This window comes from Symbiopectobacterium purcellii, assembly GCF_019797845.1.
Classification (GTDB): domain Bacteria; phylum Pseudomonadota; class Gammaproteobacteria; order Enterobacterales; family Enterobacteriaceae; genus Symbiopectobacterium; species Symbiopectobacterium purcellii.
The window spans coordinates 4,262,753-4,287,679 of the sequence record NZ_CP081864.1 but is presented as its reverse complement, the minus strand read 5'-3'; the positions used below and the strand labels follow the sequence as shown (position 1 = coordinate 4,287,679).

Below are 24,927 nucleotides of genomic sequence, written 5' to 3'. Positions count from 1 at the left end.
CTCAGACTCCCACCGCGGGAACGCGGGGGGAGGGTAAAAGCAATTAAAAATAAAAAACCAAAGGTTAAAAATTAAAGACTAAATGCTAAAGACCCTGACGACACACCACGACGTCCGTGTTGTAGTCGTTGAAGCTGAGGACGTAGCCATCGTTCAGGCTGACGTCGTAGTGGCTGCCGCTGCTCTTCTGCTCCGACGACCAGTAATAGCTGCCGGAGAAACCCGCGCCTGTGTATTTATTCAAATTTCCCCACTCACTCCACAGTCCGCCCAGAGTGCCGCGGGTACCACGGGAAAGACTGCCACCGCCGTTAAGCTGCTGCACCGTTGGCTGTCCGTAGCCGGACAGTGCAGCGCAGTATGCCGCGCCATCAGTCCAGTTCATGTATGCGCCACCATTATTAATAAACCAGCTGCCCAGGGTGAACGAGTAGGCTATTGCCCTACCGCCGCTTTTCGGCGTGCCCGTGATGGTAACCTTGTCTCCTGTTCCCTGGCCCGTAAAGCTCACCACCCCTGCGCTCACCGATACCCAGGATGGCGCATCTGTTGTCCAGTCATAATCAGAGGCGCTGCCGCTGCTCAGTTCAAGGGTAAATTCAGCCCCTTTAAAGCCCGTGGTCGGGAAGCCGGCGTCTTTTTCAAAGGTGTAACCATTTACCGAGACGTGCTTTATCGTGACAGGTTCTGTGATGGCATACGCCTCAGACGCCGCCGCGCCGCTCCAGCCTGAAGCCTTCACCTTCGCCTTCAGGTCCGTCCCCGCCGTGGTGGCCGTGTACGTTGCCGTGTACGTCCCGTCGCCGTTGTCCTTCCAGCTGCTGCCCGACTTCAGCGTCGCGTTCGCCACCGTCACCGAAGTGCTGGTCAGGGCCGCTTGCTGCCCGGTCACCGCATTACTCTGTGCATCCTTCAGCGTCACGGTGATGAGCATGTCCGCACCGGAGACGTAGGTGGTGGCGTCAGCGTTAATGGCCGACGTCGCCTGCGCCGGTGTGGCCGCCGTGAGCGTCACTGTCGCACTCAGACTACCCAGGGCCGTACCATTGAATTGCGGTACAACAGTATATTTACCTGCCGCGACCCCCTTCAGGGTCGCCGTGTATGTCCCTTTTGTACCGCTCTCCGTGATGGCGCTTTCCGTGATAACACCGCTGGCCGGTGCCTTACCGTTGCCGTCCGTTACCACGAACGTCAGACTGTCCTTCAGGCCCGTAAGAGAATTACCCCGGGCATCCTTCGCAACCAGCGTCAGTGCCGAGGTGGCAGTGTTGTCAGCCACAATGGTCTCCGAACTCGCCGAGAACTGCGACTGGTCCGCATCAGGCGTGCTGATGGTCACCCCCGCCGGCGACAGGGTGACGCCACTTACCGACGGCGTCAGCGTCACATTCTCATTGTCCGTGCCCGCCGTCACCGTGACGGTGTACACACCGGCAGATTTTCGTGTCAGGGCCGATACTGCGGCACTTTTCAGCGTACTGTCTTGCAGGCTGATATCCTTCACATCAATATCCACCGCCTGATTATTTTCATCCCGCAGCGTCAGGGTAAGTACCTGCGTGCTCTTTCCGTCCGCCGGCAGCACGCTGCTCACCGGGGTGAAGGTACTGTGCTGTTTATTCACCTCCGGCGCCTGCACCGTCACCTGAGTGTCACTCCGCTCAGAGTGGTTGCCCTTCGTGTCCACCGCCACACCGCTGACGGTGTACGTGTTCACCGCCTGAGCCGCGGTCTGATATGCCGGGAGCACCACCGCGTAATCCCCGCCGTTCTGCACAACTTTACCGCCGGCAGCGGTCAGGGATGAGGCATCCCAGTCAATGCGGGACAGCCCGTACGTGCTGGTCACCGACACCCCCAGGGATTTCTGCTCACCGGCATGGCCGGTAATCAGGTCCACTGTATGCAGTCGTATTGCATCTTTCCTGCGATACTCCAGCACAATATTATTGTTGCGCTCCACCAGGTCATACCGGCTGCCCGTAAGACTGCGCATGGCCGCCACAGCATCCGGGTCCACCTGATTACGCCACGGCACCCCAAGCTGGTATTTCATGTCCACGGTGAATCGCGTGTCGCTTTTACCTGACTGGCCCTGACGCTGCTCTGCCTCCAGGGTAATCAGCGGAACAGGCGTATAGTTAACCCCGGCCGTGATTGCATGCGGATCCTTCTGGCGGTTGTCAACCCCGAACAGGGCGACCTCTTTGCCGTAGTACTGCTCGTACGTCAGCTTTCCGCCCAGCTGCGGCAGGGACGGCACCCACGCCTGCGCCCGGACATCCCAGCCGTTTGCCGGCCGCTCCTGGTAGTCGGCCAGGTCCGGGGAGTCCTTCCAGCCCGTCAGACGCATGTAACCGTTGACACCCAGCTTCAGGAAGTCACGCCAGTACTCAAGACCGGCCCCCATACGCGCATGGTCCCGGGAAAGGTCGTAGTCCCCGAACAGGTTTCCGCCCAGCATGTATGTGGGGGTGAAGTGACGCAGGCCCGCACCGAGGTTGGCCTGAGTCCGGCTGTCGGTCCGGTGCAGGCTGCCCTGGGCGAACACCAGGTCATCCCCTGGTCATACAGCGGCATCAGCAGGTCAAACTGCGAGTTCTTCAGGGAGAAGTTTTTATCCGCGTCCAGCTGCACGCGGGCGGTACCAAAATGACTCAGCCACTGCTGAAGTGCGCCACCGGCTTCACCCGTGGCCATACCGCGGGCCATGGAAGCGGCTGCATCACTTTTCGCGCTGCCGGCCAGGAAACTCCCGGCCTGAGAGGTATATCCGGCCACCTTCTGCTCCTGCTCATCGCCTTCATCACGGCCTGCGGACTCCCGGGCGTTATTGCCAGCGGTACCGGATGCATCCACGGAGGAAGCGGTTAATGATGTTTCTTTATCTTTCCTCATCACCACCGGCACGTCCACGTCATCCCCGGGCCGCAGGCCGTTCAGGCCGTGTGCGAAGGTACGGAACTGATTAAGCTCACGCAGTTGCTCCAGAGTCAGGTGGTATTTTTTTGCAACAGAAGCGGCGGTCTCGCCGGCGCCCAGGGTATACACCTGCGTACGCTGTGAGGACAGTGGCGCAGGCTGCTGCAGAAAATGCTGCTCACCAGCTCCCGCCATCACCGGGGTGAAGGCCACCGCTAACGGAAAGGCGGCCTGGACCGCGATGTTAAGCCAGACCAGACGGCGCAGACCCGGGGAGGCAACAGCATTCGCAGGTTGAGCCGGGGGTATATGTTTCATGTAGTGTTTTTCTGAACCCAGTACTGAGAGAAACCGAACAAACAAGCCACCTCCCCCTTAGGAGGTTGCAGGCGGAATAATCGCGAGAGAAAATAAATTATACTCGATTAACTTGAAGTTGCATTTTTCAGCGTCTGAAAATTGTCATTAATCCGGCGCGACAAGGCGCCGGCCAATCCCGGTAATATATTGTCGAAAAAGTGGTGTATTTTCTCCCGAAACACCTTTGGTGAAGCAAAGTAGCGGTTATTCCGCACCTGTTCATTCATCACTTTCCACAGTCTTTCTATCGGGTTCAGATTTGGGCTGTATGGCGGCAAATAGTGGAGGTCGATATTCATCACATACGCCCACTCTTTCACCAGATCCGCTCGGTGATAACCGGCTCCGTCGAGGATGATATGCACTTTCTTCCTTATCGGGTAAGTTTCCCGGATAGCGATAAAAAAGCGGGCGATATTGAGACTGTTGATGCTGTCGTACTCCCGAACCACCGTACTGGCGATGTCGTTCAGGTTCAAGGCCCCCATGATGTTCAACCGGGTACGGCTGCCGGTGGTTTCCACTGGCTGAGATTTTTTTCCAGCGGGCATCCAGCCATATGCCAGTTTTGTTCCCTGTGTTGGGTGCACGCCATCGATAAACAGGATGGGTTCATCGTCACCGGCTTTTTGTTTCAACTCGTGGTATTTTTCCACAAATGCCCGCTGTGCTTCTGCACTGAATTTATGCGGGATGCCCACAGGCTTTCTGTAACTGAAGCCGTTACGGTGCAGCCACTTAGTCATGCCCGGAACGGTGTAGCGGATACCCCACCAATCAACAACCTGTTCAATGATAGCCTGTGTGGTACGGAGAAGATTGTTCGTCAGGTATGTGATAAGTTCAGCGGTTTGCTCTTCGCTGAGATGGCTATCAGAGCCGCCATTTTCAGGCGCAAGTTTCTCACCATTTAGCCAGTCATGGAGGTGACGACGTACCGTGGTTTGGTGAATTTGGTGAATAAGTTGCGAACGTGCAATCATTTCCGGCGTCCAGCCATCGGCGCACAAAAGAACACACCGTATCCGATCGCATACAAGACGGTCACGACTTTCCCTGTGGAGATTGCTGAGCTTTAGTTTTTTCTCTTGAGTAAGATTAATGTTCATACCATTTAAATGGAGCTTGCTCATGGAAAATCAAGCATCTTCAATGACGACGAGTATATATTGTGTACAGTTATTATGCACGCACTTCAAATGTAATTACAAGTGTAGTGCATTTTTTAACTAACCAGCAAGCAATGGCCACCACCATTTTTTTGACGGCAGAACACTAAATGAATGACTTATGTAATATATAAGTCATTCATTTAGTGTCAAAAGATGGCTGTAATAACGGTGATCCAGCGAAAATGTGACACCCAGCTGTGGCGCCACGTCCAGCGCAAAAATCTTCAGATACACCTCCGTGCTTTCATAGCGTTCATACCCCATATAGGCCTGGACGACTTTCGGCGGCACGTGGTTGAAAAACAGATGCATGGCAAAACTGTGCCGTAGCGTCTTTGGATTGATGGCCGGGAGCGCAAATTCAATTCCCTCTTCCCGGGCTCTGTCGATCGCCTGTTGCATCCACAGCCAGGCTGTTTTCCTGCTGACTGTAGTGGTTTACTGAATTTGGCCATCTGAACAGAGGTGATATGCTCACCTCATAACATTATAGGTGCCTCAATGAAAAAAAGAAATTTCAGCGCTGAGTTTAAACGCGAATCCGCTCAACTGGTCGTTGACCAGAACTACACCGTGGCAGATGCAGCCAGCGCTATGGACGTCGGCCTTTCTACAATGACGCGATGGGTTAAGCAGTTGCGTGATGAGCGTCAGGGAAAAACACCTAAAGCCTCTCCCATTACTCCGGAACAAATTGAAATACGTGAGCTTAGGAAAAAAATCAGGCCTCTAATCCCGCCCCGAAGTGGGGCGCAATACTGGCCGGACAAGTACCATAAGCGTAACCATGCGGTGGCGAATCAGCATCTGAGGGGGAGTAATGACGTCTGGAAAAAGAAAGTGGGTTATCACCGGCGTTGGGTGGCAGAAACAGCGATGTTGCGTATCAAAACCCTGCTGGTCGGTGATTTGAGGCTGGAGGACTATGACGCACAGCTAGGTGAAGCAATGGCGATGGTCAACGCGCTGAACCGGATGACGTTGTTGGGTATGCTACACAGCGTCAGGATCGCATAACAGGTGTAGCAGCGAGAGCCCATCCTGTCGGTTAACTCTGATTTATTCAGCAAAGCCTTGGGCACCTAGAAAAACCTTAAATTTGATAAATGAGCGTTTTTAAAAATAAAAAATGAAGAGGCCTAGATTTTTCGAGGTACTCAGTACATAATATTATTGACAATATCGCGACTGTAGTAATTGTCAGGAACGATGCATGTGCCCCGTAAAACATGGTGATGATGTCGGATCTGGACAGGGGCGTGCTGATGGCTTTATGCTCAGCTCGCTGAGGATGAAATAGTTATACTCGATTAACTTGAAGTTGCATTTTTCAGACGCTGAAAAATGCAACTTCAAGTTAATCGAGTATATACCGCAACCTTTCAATGAAGTACCGGATGATATTGTTAACCATTTTTTTTGCGGCTGATGCTGACAGGAGGAACTTGTGGAAAAAATCACCCGAAGAATGATATCCCGGCTGGGATATGTACCTGACATTCCGGATATTCGCGACGTTCATTACCGCCCTGATGAAACCCTGATGCATAAGCTGCCACCGGTGGTTGACCTGACGCCAACTTTTTCGGTTTATGACCAAGGCCGGATCGGCTCCTGCACGGCAAATGCCCTGGCAGGTGCCGTGCAGTATGAAAGGGCCGTTAACGGCGAATCACCTGACTTTACTCCCTCACGCCTGTTCATATACTATAACGAACGCGTTATTGAGGGCAGTGTTGATTATGACGCAGGAGCGATGCTGCGCGACGGGATAAAGGCACTGCATAAAATCGGCGTCTGCCCGGAAAAAAAATGGCCTTATGATGACACTCCGCCAGCACATGACGGCGGGGCCTTTCCGTCGGGCGCTCCCGCGAGGAAGAAACCCAATTCTTCCTGCTATCAGGAGGCGTCCAGGTATGTGATTACCCGATATGAGCGCGTCCGGCAGGATATATCTCACCTGAAAAACTGTCTTGCCGGCGGCACGCCGTTTGTGTTCGGATTCACCGTTTATGACAGCTGGCTGAATGGTACTATACCTCCGCCCACACAAATCCCGATGCCAGAGCAGAAAGACCGGCCTGTCGGGGGGCATGCAGTCCTGTGCGTCGGATATGATGACCGCACGCAGCTTTTCCGTATACGCAACTCATGGGGAGCTAGCGTCGGGGAAAAAGGATATTTCTTAATGCCCTATGACTATATGATCCATCCTCATCTGGCAAGCGATTTCTGGGTTATCTACACAGTGAGAAACTGAGATATAGGATAACCGATGTTCGCTTAAAATAAAATCCCCCCGGAGAACATTCCTGTGAGAGAGAAAACCGTACACTGGAACGGAGGTCTACACCCTGAAGCCGTTACCATTCTGAAGCGTGGGGGGGGGCTTGTCGTCAGCCCCACTAAAGTCGGCTATATCATCTTGGCCACGGACACGGCTGGCCTTGAGAGGAAATTTGATGCCAAGGAGCGCAGCCGGAATAAACCCGGCGTGGTCCTGTGTGGATCCCAGGAACAACTGAAAATGCTGGCACAGATGAATCAGGAAACGGAAAGGCTGTACCGGTCGCATGATACAGCTGACGTGCTGCTGGGATGTATTCTGCCGTGGCGGGATGACGCGCTGAAATATATTCCACAGGATGGCGCTGAAGCCCTGATGACAGACAGCCGCGGGACCAGCTGCTTCGTGCTCCGGTTTGGGGCACCTGGTGAGTACCTTGCTCGTGCACTCTGGGAAAACCATGGCATGCTGACATTCGCCAGCTCGGCGAATCCGTCAGGCAAAGGAAACCGGGGCCTGGTCTCAGGGATAGGGGTACGTATTGAATCTGCAGCAGACTTGATAATTGAGGGAGATGATTACGTCAGGTCAATCCAGCCGGACAAAACTACAGAAAACCGCCATGAACAGGGGGTGATGGTGTCAATGGTGGATGCTGAGGGAAAACTGGTTCCGCCGCAGGAGGGAAGACGCGGCATATCTCCCTGTCCTGTAGTGATTCGCCGGGGACTAGATGTTCATCGCGTGATGGCCTTCATGTCAGAGATTTATCCCTCATGGGATTACCGGCACGGCAATTATTACTGATCCCTGCTGACAGGCAGGCGCTCCAGAACTTCAAAGCCCCGGCGAGGTAACCGAGCAATCGGACCTGTTTCGGCTGAAATTTGCCACAGAAAATCTCAAAGACCAGGGATGGAATAACCAGCTAATGAGCGACAGGGACTGGCCTACCGGCCGGTTTTCTGCATCAGAGGGCTTTGTTGAATAAATCAGAGTTAGCCGACACGACAGGATGGGTTCCCGCTGCTATACCTGTTATGCGACCCTGACGCTGTGTAGCATACCCAACAACGTCATCCGGTTCAGCGCGTTGACAGCTCCATTGCTTCACCTAGCTGTGCGTCATAGTCCTCCAGCCTGAAATCACCGACCAGCAGGGTTTTGATACGCAACATCGCTGTTTCTGCCACCCAACTACTGTGATAACCCACTTTCTTTTACCAGACGTCATTACTCTCCCTCAGATGCTGATTCGCCACCGCATGGTTATGCTTATGGTACTTGCCCGGCCAGTATTGCGCCCCACTTCGGGGCGGGATTAAAGGCCTGATTTTTTTCCTCAGCAACGCTGAGTGGCACTAACGGGCGTCCTAAGAACCGTCTGCGGCCAGATGAAGCTTGCGCCACACTCTTCGTCTGTCAGCCCCATGCTGCCTGACTTTACATTCGCCTTCGCCAAAAACCTTCAGACCGGTAGCATCGATGACCAGATGCGAGATTTCACCACGCCTTGGCGTTTTTATGCTGATGCTGACGTTCTTTGCCCGTCTGCTGAACAGCGAGTAGTCCGATAGCACAGCGGCAGAGCCATGTCCACGTCTCCGTCACCTGCGGCGGGATCGATGAGTACGGAAAGTGGAAAAAAAAAATCAGCTTCCGTAAGGACGCCATGCGCGCCCGCTGGATGTGGAATATGCGGCAGTTACTGCTGAGCGTCTGGTCTGAAGGCATCGCGCTGCCGCCCACCCTGTCGCATATCACCACCGAATCACAATGGCGCAGCCTGGTACTGACCGCCGGGGGCGATTACTGGCATGTGTACATGTCAAAAAAGACAGCCGGGGGTAAAAACACCGTGAAATACCTGGGTCGTTACCTGAAAAAGCCGCCGATAGCGGGCTCCCGACTGGAACACTATGCCGGCGGTGCCACGCTGAGCTTCCGCTACCACGACCACAATACGGGCCAGCAGGCGACGGAAACACTGACGCAGCGGGACATCGTGGGTCGCCTGAAGCAGCACATCCCGGAGAAGTTCTTCCGTATGGTGCGCTATTTTGGTTTTCTGGCCAACCGGGTGTGCGGAGAGAAACTGCCGCAGGTGTACCGTGCACTGGGGATGGATAAACCGGCACCGGTGGTAAAGGTGTGCTATGCGCAGATGAGTAAGCAGTTCCTGCGGCGTGACCCGTTCGAATGCATACTTTGCGGCGGTCGAATGGTATACCGCCGTGCAGTGGCGGGCCTGAATGTGCAGGGGCTGAAAACCCACGCACGGGAGATCAGTCTGATGAGGTATATTCCGGCCTGATACAGGGAAGCTACGCCTTTTGCTCGCTGGCAGCCTAAGAAATGACCAAGAAAAGCACAAATCATCACCAGTCTGCGGAGCGGCGACTGACCCTGTAGCATACGAATCAACCGGTGGTTAAATTTTAACCGCCGGTTTCACGAACGACTAGTGAATGGCGTCGCTAATATGATTATGCACGTTAAACCAAACTCAAGAGCATTACTTGAAATGACTGTTGGTAATTATTCAGCTGCCAACCAAGAGATGCTTTTTGTACATAAAAGTGATAAAAGCTGCAATACTCATATATCACAAATTGTCTGGATTTATCGAGATGTTGTTGATGAACACGGTTTCCCAGGTAATGAACTGGATGCCATGTATTTTGATATGGAGCAGAATGCCTTCATCAGAAATACCAAGCAGTCAAAAGATTATTTTACCCTGCGGAAGCGATGCTAGAAAAATTTTTACGATCGGGCACCTCGAAAAACCTAACCAGAGTTTGATTTTGCAGATAAAATTATCTGTACTAGGGGCTGTTGACAATTAACACAGCCAGACGAATGCAGCAGCGAGCGCAACGAATGATGCGAAGCGTTTTGAGAGTTTGTCGAAGCGTGTAGCTACGCGTCGAAATTGCTTGATACGGCAAAAGAAACGTTCGATCAAATTGCGTGAAGCGTAAAGATGTTTGTCCAGTGGGCGTTGCTCACGGCGATTCTCTTTGCTGGGGATGACAGCCTGAATGCCTACCGACTCCAGATATTGTAGAATCACATTCGTATCGTAGGCTTTGTCTGCAGCCAAGCTTGAAGGTTTCAATTCACCAAGTAAAGGCAATGCTTCTCTGGTGTCGCTCTTTTGACCACCAGTCAAACTAAAACGGGCAAGCATGCCCAGCCCATCAACCAGAGCGTGAATCTTGGTTGTCAATCCCCCGCGAGAACGACCAATCGACTGGTCACCGTTTTTTTGGGAGCGCCCGCTGCATGCTGATGAACCCGTACGATAGTGCTGTCGATGAAGATTTCCTCGAAATCGGCATCGCCCGCAAGTTCAGCAAAAACGGAATGCCATATTTCTGCCCGTGACCATCTGGCAAAGCGTTTGTACACACAGTTCCAGAGTCCGAAATCGGGTGGTAAATCTCTCCATGGGCTTCCAGTTCGGGCGATCCATAAAACCGCTTCGACAAAAAGCCGATTATCTGCTGCTGTTCGTCCCGGATCCGAATCCTTTCCCGGCAAAAACGGGCTAATCCGTTCGTATTGGTCATCACTGAGCATCAATCTTGGCATTCTGCTTTTCCAAAAAAGACAGAATGTAAACAGATTCTTTTACAAAAAAACAGGTTCTTGGCGATGATTGTCAACAGGCCCTAGCAGATGTCACATTTTGTCCATTGTGCTAATTGCCCCGCTCAGGCAATAGCGTTATAGTTATCGCGCTTACTTCTCAGGGCGGGGTGTAATTCCCCACCGGCGGTAAACCAGACAGCGCAGGGTGCTAAAACATCGTGCTTTCGTCTGGAAGCCCGCGAGCGCTCGCCGTAACGTTATCAATAATTTATTATCGATATGCGTGGCGAGGTCAGCAGATCCGGTGAAATTCCGGGGCCGACGGTTATAGTCCGGATGGGAGAGAGTAACGGTATCCTGTTGGGCATATGCCCACTCGCGTTATTTTGTTAGTCATTGCTCGGTGCGCATTAAACCGCATCTGTTGCAATGGTTACTCCTCAAGCTCGCCCTGGTTCTGGTAATCCATAATAAACATGAGGTTTTTTTACCATGAATCAGACATTACTTTCTGAATTTGGCACGCCATCTGAACGCGTTGAACGTGCGCTTGAAGCGCTGCGTCAAGGCGTTGGTGTTATGGTGTTGGACGACGAAGACCGTGAAAACGAAGGCGACATGGTATTTGCCGCCGAGAACATGACCGTTGAGCAAATGGCGATGGCCATTCGCTACGGTAGCGGCATCGTCTGCCTGTGCCTGACCGAAGAACGCCGCCGTCAATTGGAACTGCCCATGATGGTGGAGCATAACACCAGCCACTATCAAACCGGCTTTACCGTCACCATTGAAGCTGCGGAAGGCGTGACGACCGGTGTGTCTGCGTCTGACCGTATGACAACCGTTCGCGCTGCCATTGCCGATGACGCTCGTGCAAGCGATCTGAATCGCCCTGGCCACGTCTTCCCGCTGCGCGCTCAACCGGGCGGCGTACTGACTCGCGGTGGACATACCGAAGCGTCTGTCGATCTGGCAACATTGGCTGGTTTTAAACCGGCCGCTGTGCTGTGCGAGCTGACTAATGATGACGGCTCCATGGCGCGTGCACCGGAAGTGATCGCCTTTGCTAAACAGCACGGTATGCCGGTACTGACCATCGAAGACTTGGTCGCCTACCGTCAGGCAGCAGAACGCAAAGCGAGCTGATCGCGCACTTCTCGGGCCGGTGATACCGGCCCCTAAAAACGCAGCCAGTGCGCCTTACGCGCTTGGCTGCGTTTTTCTTGCCAGTAAGGTGGCGAAGCGCAGTTTGATGCGATTGCCATTCACGTCGGTTTTATGCAATTCACCCACCTCTTCGTTGTATTTCAGGATGTCCCACCCGGCGTAATACGCGCGCAATTCATCATGCTGGAAGGTGAAGGAGAAAGGCAACGGACAGGGGAAATCCTCGGTAGACATGGCCGCCACGATCAGGTTATAGCCGCCCTCTACAGTGCACTCCTGCATGTTACGCACGATGAAAGGAATGCGCTCGCGCTCCAAAAACATCAACACCACGGTGGAGATGATCAGGTCATACTGTTCGTCTAATGCCGCGTTGTTGATATCGTACAGGTTGGCGCGAATACCGGAGAGGTTTTCGCTGCTGATGATGTCTTTCAGGGACGAGATGCTGTTGAGGTTTTTGTCATACGCAGTAACGTCAAAACCGCGCAGGTTCATGTAAAGGGCATTTCTGCCGCCCCCGCAGCCAAGGTCGAGCGCCTTGCCAGCCGGTATTTGCTCCAGTGCAGCCACCACGTCGGAGTGGGTTGCCGTCAGGCCGTGTTTTTTAGCGTAATAATCCTCGGCGGTGCAGTAAAACGCTAACTGGCACTCCACATCCGCTGAGGCACTGACTATCCGGTGCCAGGCTTGCGGTTCAACAAACGGTGGCTGATTCTGTTCGGTAAACTGATAAGTCTCAATCACCGAGCCATCTTCATGCAGCATGGCGAAAGTCAGCTCTCCTTTCAGGACGGTCAGCTTTGCCCAGGTGCCCACTTGCGTGTTGTGTTTTTCTTGAAACGCGGCGGGCAGCGTCTGTGCATTCCACTGCGGCAGGGTTTTATAACAGATCAGGTTTTGCATCATACACCTCGGAGAGCTTATACATTCTTATCGCGTTTTACCGCGTTGCGGGTAGTTTATAAAGCCTGAGAAAGAATAGCTATAAAAATGTATTTAAAATGCATCTTTAATGGCGGGAGCATGGTTTAGAGAGGGGTTGACGTTCCGCGTCGAATAACGCTGAAGAAGAAGATGGCGCCAGGATGAGCCGCATGGATGCGGCGAAAGCTCCCGCCGCGTAGGGAACGCGTCGGGAGCGGTCCGTCCGGCGGCAGCTTTTTCTGAAGGCACCGCGAAGCGGCGTTATTCCGCAAAAAGCGCGGGGTCACGGGGTGTGGGCGACTGCACACCCCGTGTCGGGCGCGTGCCACGCGGTTAGCAGATAGAGGCGGAGTGTTTCGCGCACGAAATATGACGCCTATGTCTGCATAACACTCCGCTCATCCTGGCGTTACCCGTTTCCTCAGCGTCATTCAACGCGGGTTAACATCAAAAGATATCTGGCGCGTGTGCGTCATTTAACGCGAGTCAACGCCAACAGATATCTGGTACACGCGTCATTCAACGCGGATTAACACCAGAGGTATCACGCGCAGCGAGTGCACTTATTGGACTGGATCACCTGAAAGAAATCATTCCCCTTGTCATCCACCAGAATGAACGCCGGGAAGTCTTCCACTTCGATTTTCCAAATCGCTTCCATACCCAATTCGGGATATTCAACGCAGGTCAGGCTCTTGATGCTGTTCTGCGCCAGAATCGCTGCCGGGCCACCAATGCTGCCGAGATAGAAACCGCCGTGTTTATGGCAGGCGTCAGTCACCTGCTGGCTGCGGTTGCCCTTCGCCAGCATGATTTTGCTGCCGCCGTTGGCTTGCAACAGATCCACGTAGGAGTCCATTCCTCCTGCGGTGGTTGGCCCCAATGAACACGAAGCATAGCCTTCCGGCGTTTTGGCCGGGCCTGCATAGTAAATCGGGTGATCTTTGACGTATTGCGGCAATCCTTCACCGTTATCGATGCGCTCTTTGAGTTTGGCGTGAGCAATATCGCGCGCCACAATGATGGTGCCTGACAGAGAGAGACGGGTGGAAACCGGATACTGAGACAGCGTTTTCAGGATCTGTTCCATTGGCTGATTAAGATCGATCTTGACCGCTTCGCCTTCTCCAGCCTCACGCAATGGCTCAGGAATGTATTTGCCAGGGTTCTGCTCTAACTGTTCCAGCCAGATGCCGTCACGGTTGATTTTGGCCTTGATGTTGCGGTCAGCGGAACAGGAAACACCCATGCCAACCGGGCAGGACGCACCGTGACGCGGCAGACGTATAATGCGGATATCGTGAGCGAAATACTTACCCCCAAACTGCGCGCCTAGCCCCAGATCCTGTGCGGCTTTCAGCAGCGCATTTTCCAGTTCAACGTCGCGGAAGGCTTGCCCATGTTCATTGCCGCTGGTCGGCAGCGCGTCATAGTATTTGGTGGAAGCCAGCTTCACGGTTTTCAGCGTGCTTTCCGCTGATGTGCCGCCGATAACAAAGGCAACGTGGTACGGCGGGCAGGCCGCGGTGCCCAGTGAGCGCATTTTCTCTACCAGGAAGTTTTTCAGCTTTTCTGGCGTCAGCAGCGCTTTGGTTTCCTGATAAAGATAGGTCTTGTTGGCAGAGCCGCCGCCTTTGGTGACAAACAGGAATTTGTATTCCGCCCCTTCAGTACTGTAGAGGTCGATTTGGGCTGGCAAATTGGTGCCGGTATTGACTTCCTTGTACATATCCAGCGCAGCGTTCTGCGAATAGCGCAGGTTATCTTCAATAAAGGTGTTATACACGCCGCGAGACAGCGCTTCGGCGTCATTGCCGCCCGTCCAGACCCGTTGGCCCTTTTTACCGACGATAATCGCCGTACCGGTATCCTGGCAGGTCGGCAAAATGCCCTTGGCGGCAATTTCTGAGTTACGCAGGAATTGCAGTGCTACGTATTTATCGTTTTCACTCGCCTCTGGGTCGTGGAGGATATCAGCCACTTGCTGTTGGTGAGCGGGACGCAGCATAAACGATGCATCGTGGAAGGCCTGTTGTGCCAGCAGGGTTAATGCCTGCGGATCGATCTTCAGGATCTCTTCGCCTTCAAACTGGGCGGTGGAAACAAAATCGCTGCTGATCAGGCGATATTGGGTGTTATCTTTGCTTAGCGGAAAAGGTTCTTGATAATAAAATGGTTTATTCGACATGTTTTTCTCACTTGCAACAAATTAAAAGAAAGATTCGGTATTCTTTATGTCTTGCATATGGTTATCATTTTTATACCCTAAATAATTCGAGTTGCAGGTGCGTTGGCTGCACTCGTTCACCCGAATCACTTACTTCAGTAAGCTCATCGGGATTCTCTCCCTTGCCGCCTTCCTGCAACTCGAATTATTTAGGGTATATTTAGTTATTCATTTATGCTGTAGCACAATTATCCTGACCATGGTAGGGGTTTCTTGCCTCACGTACCACTTTGGTATATCACAGTTTTTGCATCCAATCGGCGGGTTTTTACATTCTGGGCGATAAAAAAAACGCAGTGAAAATGGCAAAAAAGCAATAATGCGCCAGGTTGACATTGATGCTTATTATATTGCGTAACTTGTTTAATAAAAATAAGTAAATTTATCGACTTATTTTCCCTTTAAATAATGTGGTTTTTTATCGCGCCGCTATGAAAATAGTGGGTCTGTAGCGATCTCTCAAGGTTTCACCTTATTCACGGCAATGTCGGATCTTTTTGCATCAGTAAATTATCAATCATCCAAAACCCTGCCGGCCCTGGCGGATACTGTTTTGACCACACCACATCCATTTCAATCAGTTGCGGCCAACCTGCCACCGGAAGTTCTACCAACACCTGATGACCAAACTGAGCGACCAACCAGCGTGGCAGGATGCTCCAGCCAAACCCTTGTTCTGCCATTTCCAGCAGCATAAGGTAAGAGGGGGCAGACCAGATAATGCCTTCTTTTGGTTGGCGTTCTGTGCGCGTATAGGTATTCAGATAAAGCTGGCGTACCGTCGCCAACTGCTGCGGTGAGACAGACGGTTGCTGCGCTAATCCATGCTGTGCGGCAACAAAGATGGCCATTTCCGTTTTCACGTGTAGCCGTGAGGCGCTGATTTCTGTCGGATAGTGCGGTTGGGTGCGAATCACCGCCATGTGTGCGCGCTGTGCCTGAAGCAGGTCGATGGCATCCTCATCCTCGGCGATCAGACACTCGAACTCAATATCAGGAAAGTGGGCTGAGAACGCGTGCAGCAAAGGGTCGTAATGCGCCGCTTTCCACATATCCGACAACACAAAGCTTAAGCGTGGCTCAATACGATTAGCCAGACGAACTGCCAGCGCATCCAGCGTGTCGCTGGCAGCAAGAATGGCCTCTACGTGTACGCGCACCTTATGGCCGTCATCCGTCAGTCGCGGCTGATGCCCGGAGCGATCGAACAGCACCAGGCCGAGATCGGCTTCAAGATTGGCGATGGCTGCGCTCACGGTGGATTGGCTTTTACGTAGCTGACGCGCAGCGGCCGAAAAAGAGCCGGTTTGCGCGGCGGTAACAAAGGCAATCAGGGATTCGGGGGAATAGCGCATGACCGTTTTCCTCTCAAGTCCATCGCTTTTATCGATAGATATTAATTTCACTCTTCCAGTAATAACGATATAACCTGCCATCGTCAAGCGGTGAGAGACGATCTTCACCGCCTGTTTTCAATACCAATTGATGAAAAAAAGTGTGGTGAGGTATGCAATCTAACGCAGCAAACAGACAAACAACCGCAGTACAGCGCCGAAGCGTGGGTGAGCGTGTGTTTCATGCTGTCGGCTACGAAGTGGTGGCCCTATTGATCACGGCACCCATTGGTGCCTGGCTGTTTAACAAGCCGCTGTTTTCCATGGGTGCATTGGCGATTATGCTCTCCAGCATCGCCATGGTGTGGAATATTATCTACAACGCTCTGTTCGATCGCCTGTGGCCAGTCTCTCGGGTGGCGCGCGGTGCCAAAGTACGTATCTTGCACGGATTAGGCTTTGAGGGCGGTTTTATTCTGTTCGGGTTGCCAGCCGCAGCCTGGATGCTGGAGATCACCCTGTGGCAGGCGTTGATGGTCGAGATCGGGTTCTTCCTGTTTTTCCTGCCGTATACCGTGGTGTATAACTGGGTCTATGACAAACTGCGCGCCCGGTTTATGGCGCGCCGAGAATGTGAGCAGGGTAAATCGCCCGTCGCATCACGTACCCGCTAATGCCATCAGCCTTTGCGGTTGCTGGTTTTCAGACGACGTTTGAAATCGGCGTAGTCTGGCATCATCGGGCTGCGCCACAAATACCAGGCGGCAACGGTGCTAAAAGGCTGACACGGCAGGCTGAGTTCCGCCAATTCCCGGCGTGAGGGTATTGCATCGCGCTGATGCAAATAGCATAACCCTAAGCGGATCCCGAGATCGTCCAGCGGCATAATGTCCATTCGTTCCAATCCATAAATCAGGTACATTTCGACCGTCCAGCGACCAATGCCTTTCAACGACGATAACCGTTCGATGAGCGTGTCGTCATCCATGGTCAGCGCCTGTTCTCGCGTGGGCACCAAACCGTCGCGTGCCCCCTGCGCAATCAAGTGCAGCGTCTCTGCCTTGCGCGTTGAGAAGCCACAGTGGCGCAGCGTGTCTTTCTCACTGGCAGCAATCCGCTCAGCGGAAGGGAATACCTGCCCATCAGGACTAAACGCGTCCAACAGGCGGCGGATCATGGCATCACCCGCGCGGGTGGTGAGCTGTTGGTAAGCCACGGCACGCATCAACGCTTCATAGGGTTCACGATGCGGGTACGTTTGGTGCTGACACTCGCCGATGTGGTCCAGCAGCGCTTGCCAGCGCGTCCCAAGCGTGCGCAGATGTTCGCATGCCAGATGCACGCTCTGCGCCGAGTTCCATAATACCGGCTGCGGGTGTGACATACTTGATCCTGAACCTGAGAGAAAGGGGGGCGGACCTGCAGCATAAAAGAGTGAATCAGGGTTGTCACCCTGCGATGCGTTTCTGGAATGAGAAAGCAAGAATCAGTCAGGTATTCATCAGACGTAACCGGTAGGGTGTGATCGCTGTTGTGACCAGAGACTGCGAGGTGAGTGATGTCGACAAACGAACGCGCTTTTCCAGAGGAAGAACGTGCTCAACGCGAAAATAGCTGGTGGGATGCCCTGTGCCGACGTGATAAACAGGCTGACGGTCGCTTTGTCTATGGCGTTAAAACCACGGGGATATTTTGTATGCCTTCCTGCGCATCCCGATTGCCGCTGCGGGAAAACGTGCAGTTCTTTGTGGATGCGGAGGCGGCGCGGCGGGCCGGGTTCCGGCCCTGTAAGCGTTGCTGCCCAGGAAACCCGTCCCGTGAGCAGCGGCAAGGTGCGGCTATTACGCACGCCTGCCAACTGATGGCGCAGGCCGAGACATCGCTGACGTTGGCGCAGGTGGCAACGGCGGTGGGTATCAGCCCCTACCATTTTCACCGGCTGTTTAAAGCTCAGGTTGGCGTAACGCCAAAGCGTTATGCTGCCGCGTTGCGTGGTCAGCGTGTGCGCGCCTTGCTGAGTGGTAATGCGCCGGTAACGCAAGCCGCATTGGCGGCGGGTTTTCATTCCAGCGAGCAGTTCTATCAGGAATCCCATCAACTGCTGGGCATGCCGCCGCGCAGTTTTAAACACAAGGGGCAGGGCATGACGATTCATTTTGCTATTGGTGCATGCTCGCTGGGGGCTACTCTGGTGGCGGAGAGCGAGCGCGGGGTCTGCGCTGTTTTACTGGGAGATGATGCCACTGCATTGATAAACGAGCTGCACGCGCTGTTTGCCAATGCGACGTTGGTTGCAGGCGATGCGACGTTTGAGCAACGCATGGCGCTGGTCATTCGCGCTATTGATTCACCGGGGGCTCCGTTGGCGTTACCCCTCGATATTCGTGGCACGGCGTTTCAACTGCGTGTCTGGCAGGCTCTGCGAGACATTCCCCGGGGAACCACGCTCAGCTACCGCGATGTGGCTGAAAAAATTGGTCAGCCAGACGCGGTGCGCGCGGTGGCTGGCGCATGCGCCGCCAACCGCCTGGCGGTGATTGTCCCTTGCCATCGGGTGATTCGCACCGATGGTGCGTTGTCAGGCTATCGGTGGGGCATCGCGCGTAAACGCCAACTGCTGGAGAGCGAGGCTAAAGGATCCCATGATGGATGATCTGTTTGCCCACAAGGGCACACCGCGCTGGACGCAGACGCTGGCACCGGGCGCCGTGGTGCTGCGCGGGTTCGCCGCTGAGAGTGCGCCAGCGTTAATGCAGATGATTGATCAACTGACGCGCGTGGCGCCGTTTCGACAGATGACCACGCCGGGCGGTTTTGTCATGTCGGCCGCCATGAGCAATTGCGGCTCACTGGGCTGGGTGACAGATGTCCAGGGTTATCGCTATGCGCGCCACGATCCTCTTACGGGATTGCCCTGGCCTGCGATGCCGCTGCTGTTTGCTCAACTGGCGCAACAGGCCGCGTATGAGGCGGGGTTTCCTGACTTTGTTGCCGATGCGTGCCTGATGAATCGCTATGCGGTAGGCAGCCGGATGTCGTTGCATCAGGATAAAAATGAGCGGGATTTCTCGCAGCCGATTGTTTCCGTGTCGCTCGGGTTACCGGCCATCTTTCAGTTTGGCGGTATGCAACGCAGCGATGCTGTACAGCGTATCCCGCTGACGCAGGGGGATGTGCTGGTGTGGGGCGGGCCGTCACGCCTGCGTTTTCACGGTGTGCAGGCTATCAAAGCAGGAACGGAAGATTACCGGTTTAATCTGACATTTCGTAAGGCGGGATAGTGAAAAGAGCAACCTGCCCTTAACGGCGCAGGTTGCTGGCGAGCAGGATTATTGTTTTTTGAAGTGCATGTAATCCAACGCGCTTTCTGCGGCAATACGGCCTGAGTTCAGGGCGAAACCGAAGGTGCCGCCGCCTAACAGCAGATCGTAAGTGTCGCCGTACATGCCGCCTGCGTCATTACCGGTGACATACAGACCTGGGATGGCATTGCCGTCCTTGTTGATGGCATGCATCTTCTCGTTAATTTTCACGCCGCCCAGCGTGCCGAGTGCGGCAGGCTGCATTTTAACGGCATAGAACGGCCCGGTTTTCACCGGACGCAGGTAATCCATGTTCTTGTTGAACACTTCATCACGTTTTTGCGCGGCAAAGACGTTGTTCTGATCGATAGTCTCTTTCAGCACGCTGGCGTCAACGCCCATGGCTTTAGCCAGTGCGTCCAGCGTTTGTGCCTTGTAGACAAAACCGCGGTTTTTCTGGAGCTCTTTATCAAACTCATCGTCAAACTTGGTGAGCTTGGTGTTGGCGATAACCCATTCACCGATGGGCACGTCGATCCCGTCTTCTACGTAATGTTTACGTGAGGTTTCATCAAAGATGGAATACATGATGCCGCCCGCTTTGGAGAGCGCATTACCGGAGTGAGGCCAAATGATGACGTTGGATTCATCGGTAAAACGACGTCCATGGGTATCTACCCACAGATAAGGTTGGCGCGCTGCGGCCAGCATGTGGGAGTTTGGCGCGTAGTCTGGCAGGCCAGGGCGGTATGCTTGCAGTACACCCATGCCTTCATCTTTGGCACCGGCTTTCCAGGCCATTTTGATCCCGTCGCCATCTTTACCGACGTTGCCCACCATAATGGTATCTGGGAAGGCGACGTATTTTTGCAGCATCTCTTTGTTGTTGGCATAACCACCGGTGGCGACGATAACCGCTTTGGCATCGATCTGGATGGTGTTGCCTTGCTCGTCTTGCGCCGTCACGCCAGTGACTTTGCCGTCTTTCACGATCAAGTCTTTACCTGCGGTTTTCTCCATGGTGGTGACATCCATGTTTTTAAACTGCTCATGGAAGGTTTTGATCAGGAAACGACCGTGGCCCGGACCGTCAATAACGTGCCAGGTCAACATCCCGCCTGGCCCCCCAGGGCCGATGTATTCGAACTTGATGCCTTTGGATTTCACCCATTCGATGGTATCGGCAGAACGGTTAACAAACGCACGAACCACGAACGGGTTAGCCAGCCAGTGGCTGTATTCCATGATGGTTTTGAACGCCATGTCTGGGGTGACGATAATCCCCTGACGTTTTTGCATGGAACTGTTTGCGGCGAAGATCCCTTCCGCAAAATTCCCGGTGCCGCCGACCACACCTTGTTTTTCCAACAGAATAACTTTCGCGCCTTTTTCGGCTGCGGCCATGGTGGCGGATGTGCCTGAAGCTCCGGCACCAATAATTACTACGTCAGCCGTTTTTACGATAGTTTCTGCATTGACAGCACCGGTACCCAACAGCGATAAACAGGCGGCTGCGATCAGCGTTCTCCTGACTATTTTCATATACTCTCCACTCTCAATGGTTGTAATAAAAATATTGATGCGATGGTTTTACTCTTATTATTCCCCGCCTTGTTTTTGGCAAAAGGGGGCCATGCTCGCGTTATCCTTTTTAAGGTAAAAAAGAAATAACGCGTAGTCACTATCCTGCCGGTATTATTCAGCAGGAATGTTTAATTTAAATATTCATTTTGCAGCGAGGCTGCGAGAAATAAATAACAGTTATTTAGTGACTTTTGCTTGATTATACGCGTTGCCTGCCGCTTCTAATGCAGCTTCGCTGGTTAACGTAGAGCCAGACACGCCATCAATGTTGACGCTCTGTTTTTCAACAAAGCTTTTAGCCAACACTTTTGCTGCTTCACCACCCACTTCTGGTGTTTCAGAAGGCGCGTCAACCGTGGCTTTATTGATTTTCCCTTGTGCATCCACATCGAGTGTGACAGTAACGTCACCACCGATACCGGTGCTGGCGGAAGAATAGGTGCCTGCTTTAAAATCGCCGTCTGCAAAAGCGAAGCTTGATGCAATCAGCAGACAAAAGGCTGCCGTACCCTGAAATGCTTTCATATCAACGGTTCCAATAAAAAGTGTATAAATATTCAATGTAATATTGAACGGAAAAATAATTACGCGTGCTCTCCTTTATCTCCCATGAATAAAATGATGGCCGTCATCTTCATTGAGATGCATGAATATAAAACAACAAATGGGTAATCCGATACCGAGTAAAATAAATAACAAACTGAAGCTGTTTACATTAATGGTGCTCTCCATGCGGGTAAGAAAACGCAGCATGGGAAAGGTTAACGCCATGCTAACCATAATGGAGAGCAACTGAGTCACCGTCATAATGTTATTGCCGTTGTTATAGGTATGGTGACTCAGGTTGCTGAAGGCCAGTGTGATCTCTGCGGAATGCAGCGTCGAAATCAGAATGCCGAGCAGCACGGCAATAATACCGATGAAGAGGGTGGCGTTCTCCTGCACGGCGGCACCCATGGCAAAAATACACAGTGAGGTAAAGACCGTGGTGTGCAGCAGCAGCTTGCGGTAGCCAATCCGTTTGATCAGTGGTTCAAAGCCCAGTTTAGAGAGCAGGGCACCGCTGGAAAACAGCAGTAAAATCAAGCTGACGGTGGCGGGCTCATACGCTAATTGGGTTTGCAACATCAGCGACATCACCACCGGTATTGAAGAGAGTAAAATGCGCGTGACGATACCGCTGGTCACACCGATGGAAAACGTTTTAATGGTAAACAGGTTTTCACGCGATTGAGGCCGTGCGGCAAGCACATCACGTTTGAAGTATAGGAATGCCAGGCCGAATCCGCCGAGGGCCAACGCGGCGCTCAGTGGGAGGCTGATAATGTTTTTCGGCATCGCCGTCAGCAGAAAGGTGCCAAGGAACAGCATGCCGACCAGCAGCATCAGCTTGTAGGTGTCTCCGCGAAAATGCGGAACCTGCATACTGGCGGGAATATGTGTTCTGGCAAGCCACAGACAGACCAGGCACAGAGGAATATTCAGTACAAAAATCAGACGCCACGACAGCATATTGACCATCAAACTCCCCACCACCGGGCCAATCATGGTGCCCAGTAACCCCAGCAGGGTAATGCGGTTGAGGAATAGGAGTTTCATGGTATCTGGCGTGGTCCTCAAAATGATGGTTCTGATTATCGGCAGCATCAACGCGCCGCCAATCCCTTGTATAAACCGAAACGCGCTCAAACTGACGATAGAGGTCGCGGTGACACACAGCAGCGAGCCGATCATAAAAATGGCGATGGCGACAAGGTAGGTGTTGCGTTCACCCAGTCGCTCTGCCATCCAGCCATTAACGGGGGTGAAAGCCACCACGGTGACAACATAGGAGATAACGATCAACTCCATATGCAGCACCGGTTGGTGAAACGCCTCCGCAATGGCTGGCAGTGCGATATACAACATCGTCGTGTCGACGGATTGCATAAAAAAAGTGATAGATGCAATCCAGAACAGGGTCCACGACGTCTTCATGGTTTAGGCTACTGTCATCTGGCCGGCGTACAGTACAAACATACGCAGCAGGAACACACCGAGCAGACTGAGACCCGCCATAAACGCGATGTGCTTGCGGCTTGGCACACTGTCGTGGTTCTTCAGGAACCCGGCAATCAGCGGAACCGCAATGCCTACGCCGATAACCCCAATCCAGAATACGCCGCCCCAGAACCCGCTCAGTGCGTTGTGCGCCGACAGGGTTTTCTGACCGCCGCCCAACAACAGCCCGACAAAGAAGGCAAACAGCAAGAAGATCTCTGCAAACACCACTGGGTTTTCAATCTTGTGGATGAAATGCAGTGTGCCCTGATGTTCGGCAATAAACCGGCGATTAAAGGCTCCGGCCAGCAGCGCCACCGCAATGCCTGACGTGGTGCCCGAGGCGAGAAACAGCACCGGCAGTACCGGGTTGTTCAGCATCGGGAAGGATTTGAGCGCTGACAACAGGAAACCGGTATAGCAGCCCAACAGGATTGCCAGCACCAACAGTGTGTTTTCAAACCAACTGATACGTTTCTGGATAATGGCACTCAGGTTACGCACCAGAGAGAGCAAGCCACCGTTATTGAATTTGCTCACCAGCGTCAGCAGTTCATCACGGTACAGGCTGACCAGCCACAGGATGATAAACACGAAGTAGACCTGAAACAGCATCACACCGAGCGACATGATGGAACCAGGGTTATAGAACACCATCAGGTACCAGAAGGTCATCGGGCGCGTCAGGTGGAAGATCAGAATAATCAGACCGACCATCACCGATAACGGTGCCACGATAGCTGTCGCGATAACGATAGGGTTCTTGCCGCTGTACTCGGTGGGCACGTAATGTTTCAGCAGCATCGTCAGGGTGATCATGCCTGCGGAAATGCCCACCAAAAGCAGATAGATGGCAATGGGCCAGTCCCATACCAGCGTGTCGAAGTGGAAAGCATTATGCATTGTCGATTACCCCGCGTTTGCCAGGAATGCGATAGAGCTGCGGCTCGGTGCCCAGATACACCTTGGAACGATAGGTCGGGTTGGCGAGGATCATTTGAGAAATATCGCTGGCCGGATCGTTCAAATCACCGAACACCAGTGCGTGGGTCGGACAGATCTCGACGCAGGCTGGTTTTTTGCCTGCGGCCAGATTGGTCTCACGGCAGAAGTTGCACTTATCGGCGGTATTGGTTACCGGGTTGATAAAGCGCACGTGGTAAGGGCAAGCCGCGATGCAATAGCGGCAGCCTACGCAGCGCTTGTCGTTAACGTCAACGATGCCGGTAAGCGCATCCTTAAAGGAAGCGCCGGTCGGGCACACGGAAACGCACGGCGGGTTTTCACAATGCTGGCAGGATTTACGGAAATATTGGCGTACAGCACGACTGGTCGAGGTACGCGGAATATTCACCGAGGTCAGGATCTCGAGGCGGGTAACGCCATCGGGAACATTGTTGGTCTCTTTACAGGCACCGATACAGGCTTTACAGCCGATACACAGTGACTCGTTGTGCAGCATGCCATAGCGTACCCCTTTCGGAGTGCCGGTAGCGGGTGTGGCGTTTTGCGGTGCAGCCTCATTTGCTAATGCCAATGAGGAACTGCCAGTCACAAAAATGGCACTCCCCATGTAGGCAAGAAATCGGCGGCGGGAATGATCTTCCATAACATCACCTTCAGTATTGAATGCTAGTTGATGTAGTCATGCTGATGTCGGTACCGAAAAATCGTCGGGTGATTGGCTTTTGTAATGTCTGATTCGTTGTGACGCAGTGTGGAAGAACTCCCCTGAGACAGTGAACAAAAACTTTTTATATCGGTACCCAGCAGGCATCAGAAATTTTTTATCGATAAAAAATATAAGACGCACGTAAACCATGAGCTTCCTATGGGATTTATTTGACCATACCTCATAGTGATTAGAGTGTGCAGTAAATCACATTTGCGGGTTTGAAGGTTAATATAAAAGTTATCTGGATTTATTATAAATTTCAGGAAGATAAATATAGCGTGTAATTAAATATAATGAGCAACTGTGAATGAAAAGTAAATAATGTAA

The 24,927-nt window shown here is 52.9% G+C and carries 19 protein-coding genes, 6 pseudogenes and 1 riboswitch; of the genes and pseudogenes, 10 read left to right on the top strand and 15 right to left on the bottom strand.

Going from position 1 to position 24,927, the window contains the following annotated elements; genetic code table 11:
- Window positions 1-85: 85 nt before the first annotated feature.
- From K6K13_RS19900 to K6K13_RS19890, 4 genes and pseudogenes are all read right to left on the bottom strand, one after another.
- The gene (locus K6K13_RS19900) at window positions 86-2,554 is read right to left on the bottom strand and encodes an inverse autotransporter beta domain-containing protein (protein ID WP_252120356.1); all 2,469 of its coding nucleotides are present in this window, start codon (window positions 2,552-2,554) and stop codon (window positions 86-88) included.
- Window positions 2,555-2,622: 68 nt separating this feature from the next.
- Window positions 2,623-2,715: pseudogene (locus K6K13_RS23645) on the bottom strand (hypothetical protein); the annotation flags it as partial.
- Between the two features lie 635 nt (window positions 2,716-3,350).
- A complete protein-coding gene (locus K6K13_RS19895; protein ID WP_222161196.1) occupies window positions 3,351-4,394 on the bottom strand; it encodes an IS630 family transposase in 1,044 nt (347 codons plus the stop codon).
- A gap of 195 nt (window positions 4,395-4,589) precedes the next feature.
- Entirely contained in the window at window positions 4,590-4,859 is a 270-nt protein-coding gene (locus K6K13_RS19890) for a tyrosine-type recombinase/integrase (protein WP_252120355.1), read from the bottom strand.
- A gap of 99 nt (window positions 4,860-4,958) precedes the next feature.
- Here K6K13_RS19890 and K6K13_RS19885 point away from each other — a divergent pair.
- The 4 genes and pseudogenes from K6K13_RS19885 to K6K13_RS19870 all read left to right on the top strand — a co-directional run.
- Window positions 4,959-5,183 (top strand): annotated as a pseudogene (locus tag K6K13_RS19885) (transposase); the annotation flags it as partial.
- Window positions 5,166-5,474 (top strand): annotated as a pseudogene (locus K6K13_RS23640) (transposase); the annotation flags it as partial. The pseudogenes K6K13_RS19885 and K6K13_RS23640, both read left to right, overlap by 18 nt.
- Window positions 5,475-5,904: 430 nt before the next feature.
- Complete coding sequence (locus tag K6K13_RS19875; protein ID WP_252120354.1) at window positions 5,905-6,720, top strand: C1 family peptidase; 816 nt, start codon at window positions 5,905-5,907, stop codon at window positions 6,718-6,720.
- A gap of 54 nt (window positions 6,721-6,774) precedes the next feature.
- Window positions 6,775-7,554 (top strand): L-threonylcarbamoyladenylate synthase, encoded by a 780-nt coding sequence (locus K6K13_RS19870; protein WP_222158518.1) that lies wholly within the window; start codon window positions 6,775-6,777, stop codon window positions 7,552-7,554.
- A gap of 231 nt (window positions 7,555-7,785) precedes the next feature.
- Here the strand turns inward: K6K13_RS19870 and K6K13_RS19865 are convergent.
- Window positions 7,786-8,318, bottom strand: a pseudogene (locus K6K13_RS19865) (transposase); the annotation flags it as partial.
- 20 nt (window positions 8,319-8,338) lie between these two features.
- Here K6K13_RS19865 and K6K13_RS19860 point away from each other — a divergent pair.
- Both K6K13_RS19860 and K6K13_RS19855 read left to right on the top strand, forming a co-directional pair.
- Window positions 8,339-9,061, top strand: a pseudogene (locus K6K13_RS19860) (IS91 family transposase); the annotation flags it as partial.
- A gap of 150 nt (window positions 9,062-9,211) precedes the next feature.
- Window positions 9,212-9,505 (top strand): hypothetical protein, encoded by a 294-nt coding sequence (locus tag K6K13_RS19855; protein WP_222158517.1) that lies wholly within the window; start codon window positions 9,212-9,214, stop codon window positions 9,503-9,505.
- An 87-nt stretch (window positions 9,506-9,592) separates the two neighbouring features.
- Here the strand turns inward: K6K13_RS19855 and K6K13_RS19850 are convergent.
- A pseudogene (locus K6K13_RS19850) lies at window positions 9,593-10,332 on the bottom strand (IS5 family transposase).
- A 161-nt stretch (window positions 10,333-10,493) separates the two neighbouring features.
- A riboswitch (FMN riboswitch) is annotated at window positions 10,494-10,696 on the top strand.
- A gap of 140 nt (window positions 10,697-10,836) precedes the next feature.
- On the opposite strand from K6K13_RS19850, the gene ribB reads away from it, so the two are divergent.
- Window positions 10,837-11,490, top strand: a complete 654-nt coding sequence (ribB, locus tag K6K13_RS19845) for a 3,4-dihydroxy-2-butanone-4-phosphate synthase (RefSeq protein ID WP_222158516.1) — start codon at window positions 10,837-10,839, stop codon at window positions 11,488-11,490.
- Window positions 11,491-11,544: 54 nt separating this feature from the next.
- Here the strand turns inward: ribB and tehB are convergent, their stop codons facing one another.
- The 3 genes from tehB to K6K13_RS19830 form a co-directional block, all read right to left on the bottom strand.
- Window positions 11,545-12,417, bottom strand: a complete 873-nt coding sequence (gene tehB / locus K6K13_RS19840) for an SAM-dependent methyltransferase TehB (RefSeq protein ID WP_222161194.1) — start codon at window positions 12,415-12,417, stop codon at window positions 11,545-11,547.
- Between the two features lie 565 nt (window positions 12,418-12,982).
- Entirely contained in the window at window positions 12,983-14,626 is a 1,644-nt protein-coding gene (gene fumA / locus K6K13_RS19835) for a class I fumarate hydratase FumA (protein WP_222158515.1), read from the bottom strand.
- A 515-nt stretch (window positions 14,627-15,141) separates the two neighbouring features.
- The gene (locus K6K13_RS19830) at window positions 15,142-16,020 is read right to left on the bottom strand and encodes a LysR family transcriptional regulator (RefSeq protein WP_222158514.1); all 879 of its coding nucleotides are present in this window, start codon (window positions 16,018-16,020) and stop codon (window positions 15,142-15,144) included.
- Window positions 16,021-16,172: 152 nt separating this feature from the next.
- Here K6K13_RS19830 and K6K13_RS19825 point away from each other — a divergent pair, with 152 nt between their 5' ends.
- Complete coding sequence (locus K6K13_RS19825) at window positions 16,173-16,673, top strand: multidrug/biocide efflux PACE transporter (RefSeq protein ID WP_222158513.1); 501 nt, start codon at window positions 16,173-16,175, stop codon at window positions 16,671-16,673.
- A 5-nt stretch (window positions 16,674-16,678) separates the two neighbouring features.
- Here K6K13_RS19825 and K6K13_RS19820 read toward each other — a convergent pair whose 3' ends face one another.
- On the bottom strand, window positions 16,679-17,383 hold the full coding sequence (locus tag K6K13_RS19820) for a DNA-3-methyladenine glycosylase family protein (RefSeq protein WP_222158512.1): 705 nt from the start codon (window positions 17,381-17,383) through the stop codon (window positions 16,679-16,681).
- Window positions 17,384-17,557: 174 nt separating this feature from the next.
- On the opposite strand from K6K13_RS19820, the gene ada reads away from it, so the two are divergent.
- Entirely contained in the window at window positions 17,558-18,652 is a 1,095-nt protein-coding gene (gene ada / locus K6K13_RS19815; RefSeq protein WP_222158511.1) for a bifunctional DNA-binding transcriptional regulator/O6-methylguanine-DNA methyltransferase Ada, read from the top strand.
- Entirely contained in the window at window positions 18,645-19,280 is a 636-nt protein-coding gene (gene alkB, locus K6K13_RS19810) for a DNA oxidative demethylase AlkB (protein WP_222161193.1), read from the top strand. The genes ada and alkB overlap by 8 nt, the downstream gene beginning before the upstream one ends.
- Window positions 19,281-19,328: 48 nt before the next feature.
- Here the strand turns inward: alkB and K6K13_RS19805 are convergent, their stop codons facing one another.
- The 5 genes from K6K13_RS19805 to K6K13_RS19785 all read right to left on the bottom strand — a co-directional run bounded on the left by K6K13_RS19805 (window position 19,329) and on the right by K6K13_RS19785 (window position 24,534).
- Window positions 19,329-20,843, bottom strand: a complete 1,515-nt coding sequence (locus tag K6K13_RS19805; RefSeq protein WP_222158510.1) for an FAD-dependent oxidoreductase — start codon at window positions 20,841-20,843, stop codon at window positions 19,329-19,331.
- 219 nt (window positions 20,844-21,062) lie between these two features.
- Window positions 21,063-21,410, bottom strand: coding sequence for an FMN-binding protein (locus K6K13_RS19800; RefSeq protein ID WP_222158509.1), 348 nt, complete (start codon window positions 21,408-21,410; stop codon window positions 21,063-21,065).
- Window positions 21,411-21,485: 75 nt separating this feature from the next.
- Complete coding sequence (locus K6K13_RS19795; protein ID WP_222158508.1) at window positions 21,486-22,862, bottom strand: MFS transporter; 1,377 nt, start codon at window positions 22,860-22,862, stop codon at window positions 21,486-21,488.
- A gap of 3 nt (window positions 22,863-22,865) precedes the next feature.
- Window positions 22,866-23,828 carry a cytochrome c nitrite reductase subunit NrfD gene (nrfD, locus tag K6K13_RS19790; RefSeq protein ID WP_222158507.1) on the bottom strand — a complete coding sequence of 321 codons (963 nt, stop codon included), beginning with the start codon at window positions 23,826-23,828 and terminating at the stop codon, window positions 22,866-22,868.
- Entirely contained in the window at window positions 23,821-24,534 is a 714-nt protein-coding gene (locus K6K13_RS19785; protein WP_222158506.1) for a 4Fe-4S dicluster domain-containing protein, read from the bottom strand. Before K6K13_RS19785 ends, nrfD begins: the two co-directional genes overlap by 8 nt.
- Window positions 24,535-24,927 lie beyond the last annotated feature (393 nt).

Bases quoted from the DNA above. Each gene is read 5' to 3' on its own strand.
- K6K13_RS19895 (WP_222161196.1), bottom strand. From the start codon at position 4,394: ATGAACATTAATCTTACTCAAGAGAAAAAACTAAAGCTCAGCAATCTC.
- K6K13_RS19890 (WP_252120355.1), bottom strand. From the start codon at position 4,859: ATGCAACAGGCGATCGACAGAGCCCGGGAAGAGGGAATTGAATTTGCG.
- ribB (WP_222158516.1), top strand. From the start codon at position 10,837: ATGAATCAGACATTACTTTCTGAATTTGGCACGCCATCTGAACGCGTT.
- tehB (WP_222161194.1), bottom strand. From the start codon at position 12,417: ATGCAAAACCTGATCTGTTATAAAACCCTGCCGCAGTGGAATGCACAG.
- fumA (WP_222158515.1), bottom strand. From the start codon at position 14,626: ATGTCGAATAAACCATTTTATTATCAAGAACCTTTTCCGCTAAGCAAA.
- K6K13_RS19830 (WP_222158514.1), bottom strand. From the start codon at position 16,020: ATGCGCTATTCCCCCGAATCCCTGATTGCCTTTGTTACCGCCGCGCAA.
- K6K13_RS19825 (WP_222158513.1), top strand. From the start codon at position 16,173: ATGCAATCTAACGCAGCAAACAGACAAACAACCGCAGTACAGCGCCGA.
- K6K13_RS19820 (WP_222158512.1), bottom strand. From the start codon at position 17,383: ATGTCACACCCGCAGCCGGTATTATGGAACTCGGCGCAGAGCGTGCAT.
- ada (WP_222158511.1), top strand. From the start codon at position 17,558: ATGTCGACAAACGAACGCGCTTTTCCAGAGGAAGAACGTGCTCAACGC.
- alkB (WP_222161193.1), top strand. From the start codon at position 18,645: ATGGATGATCTGTTTGCCCACAAGGGCACACCGCGCTGGACGCAGACG.
- K6K13_RS19805 (WP_222158510.1), bottom strand. From the start codon at position 20,843: ATGAAAATAGTCAGGAGAACGCTGATCGCAGCCGCCTGTTTATCGCTG.
- K6K13_RS19800 (WP_222158509.1), bottom strand. From the start codon at position 21,410: ATGAAAGCATTTCAGGGTACGGCAGCCTTTTGTCTGCTGATTGCATCA.
- K6K13_RS19795 (WP_222158508.1), bottom strand. From the start codon at position 22,862: ATGAAGACGTCGTGGACCCTGTTCTGGATTGCATCTATCACTTTTTTT.
- nrfD (WP_222158507.1), bottom strand. From the start codon at position 23,828: ATGCATAATGCTTTCCACTTCGACACGCTGGTATGGGACTGGCCCATT.
- K6K13_RS19785 (WP_222158506.1), bottom strand. From the start codon at position 24,534: ATGGAAGATCATTCCCGCCGCCGATTTCTTGCCTACATGGGGAGTGCC.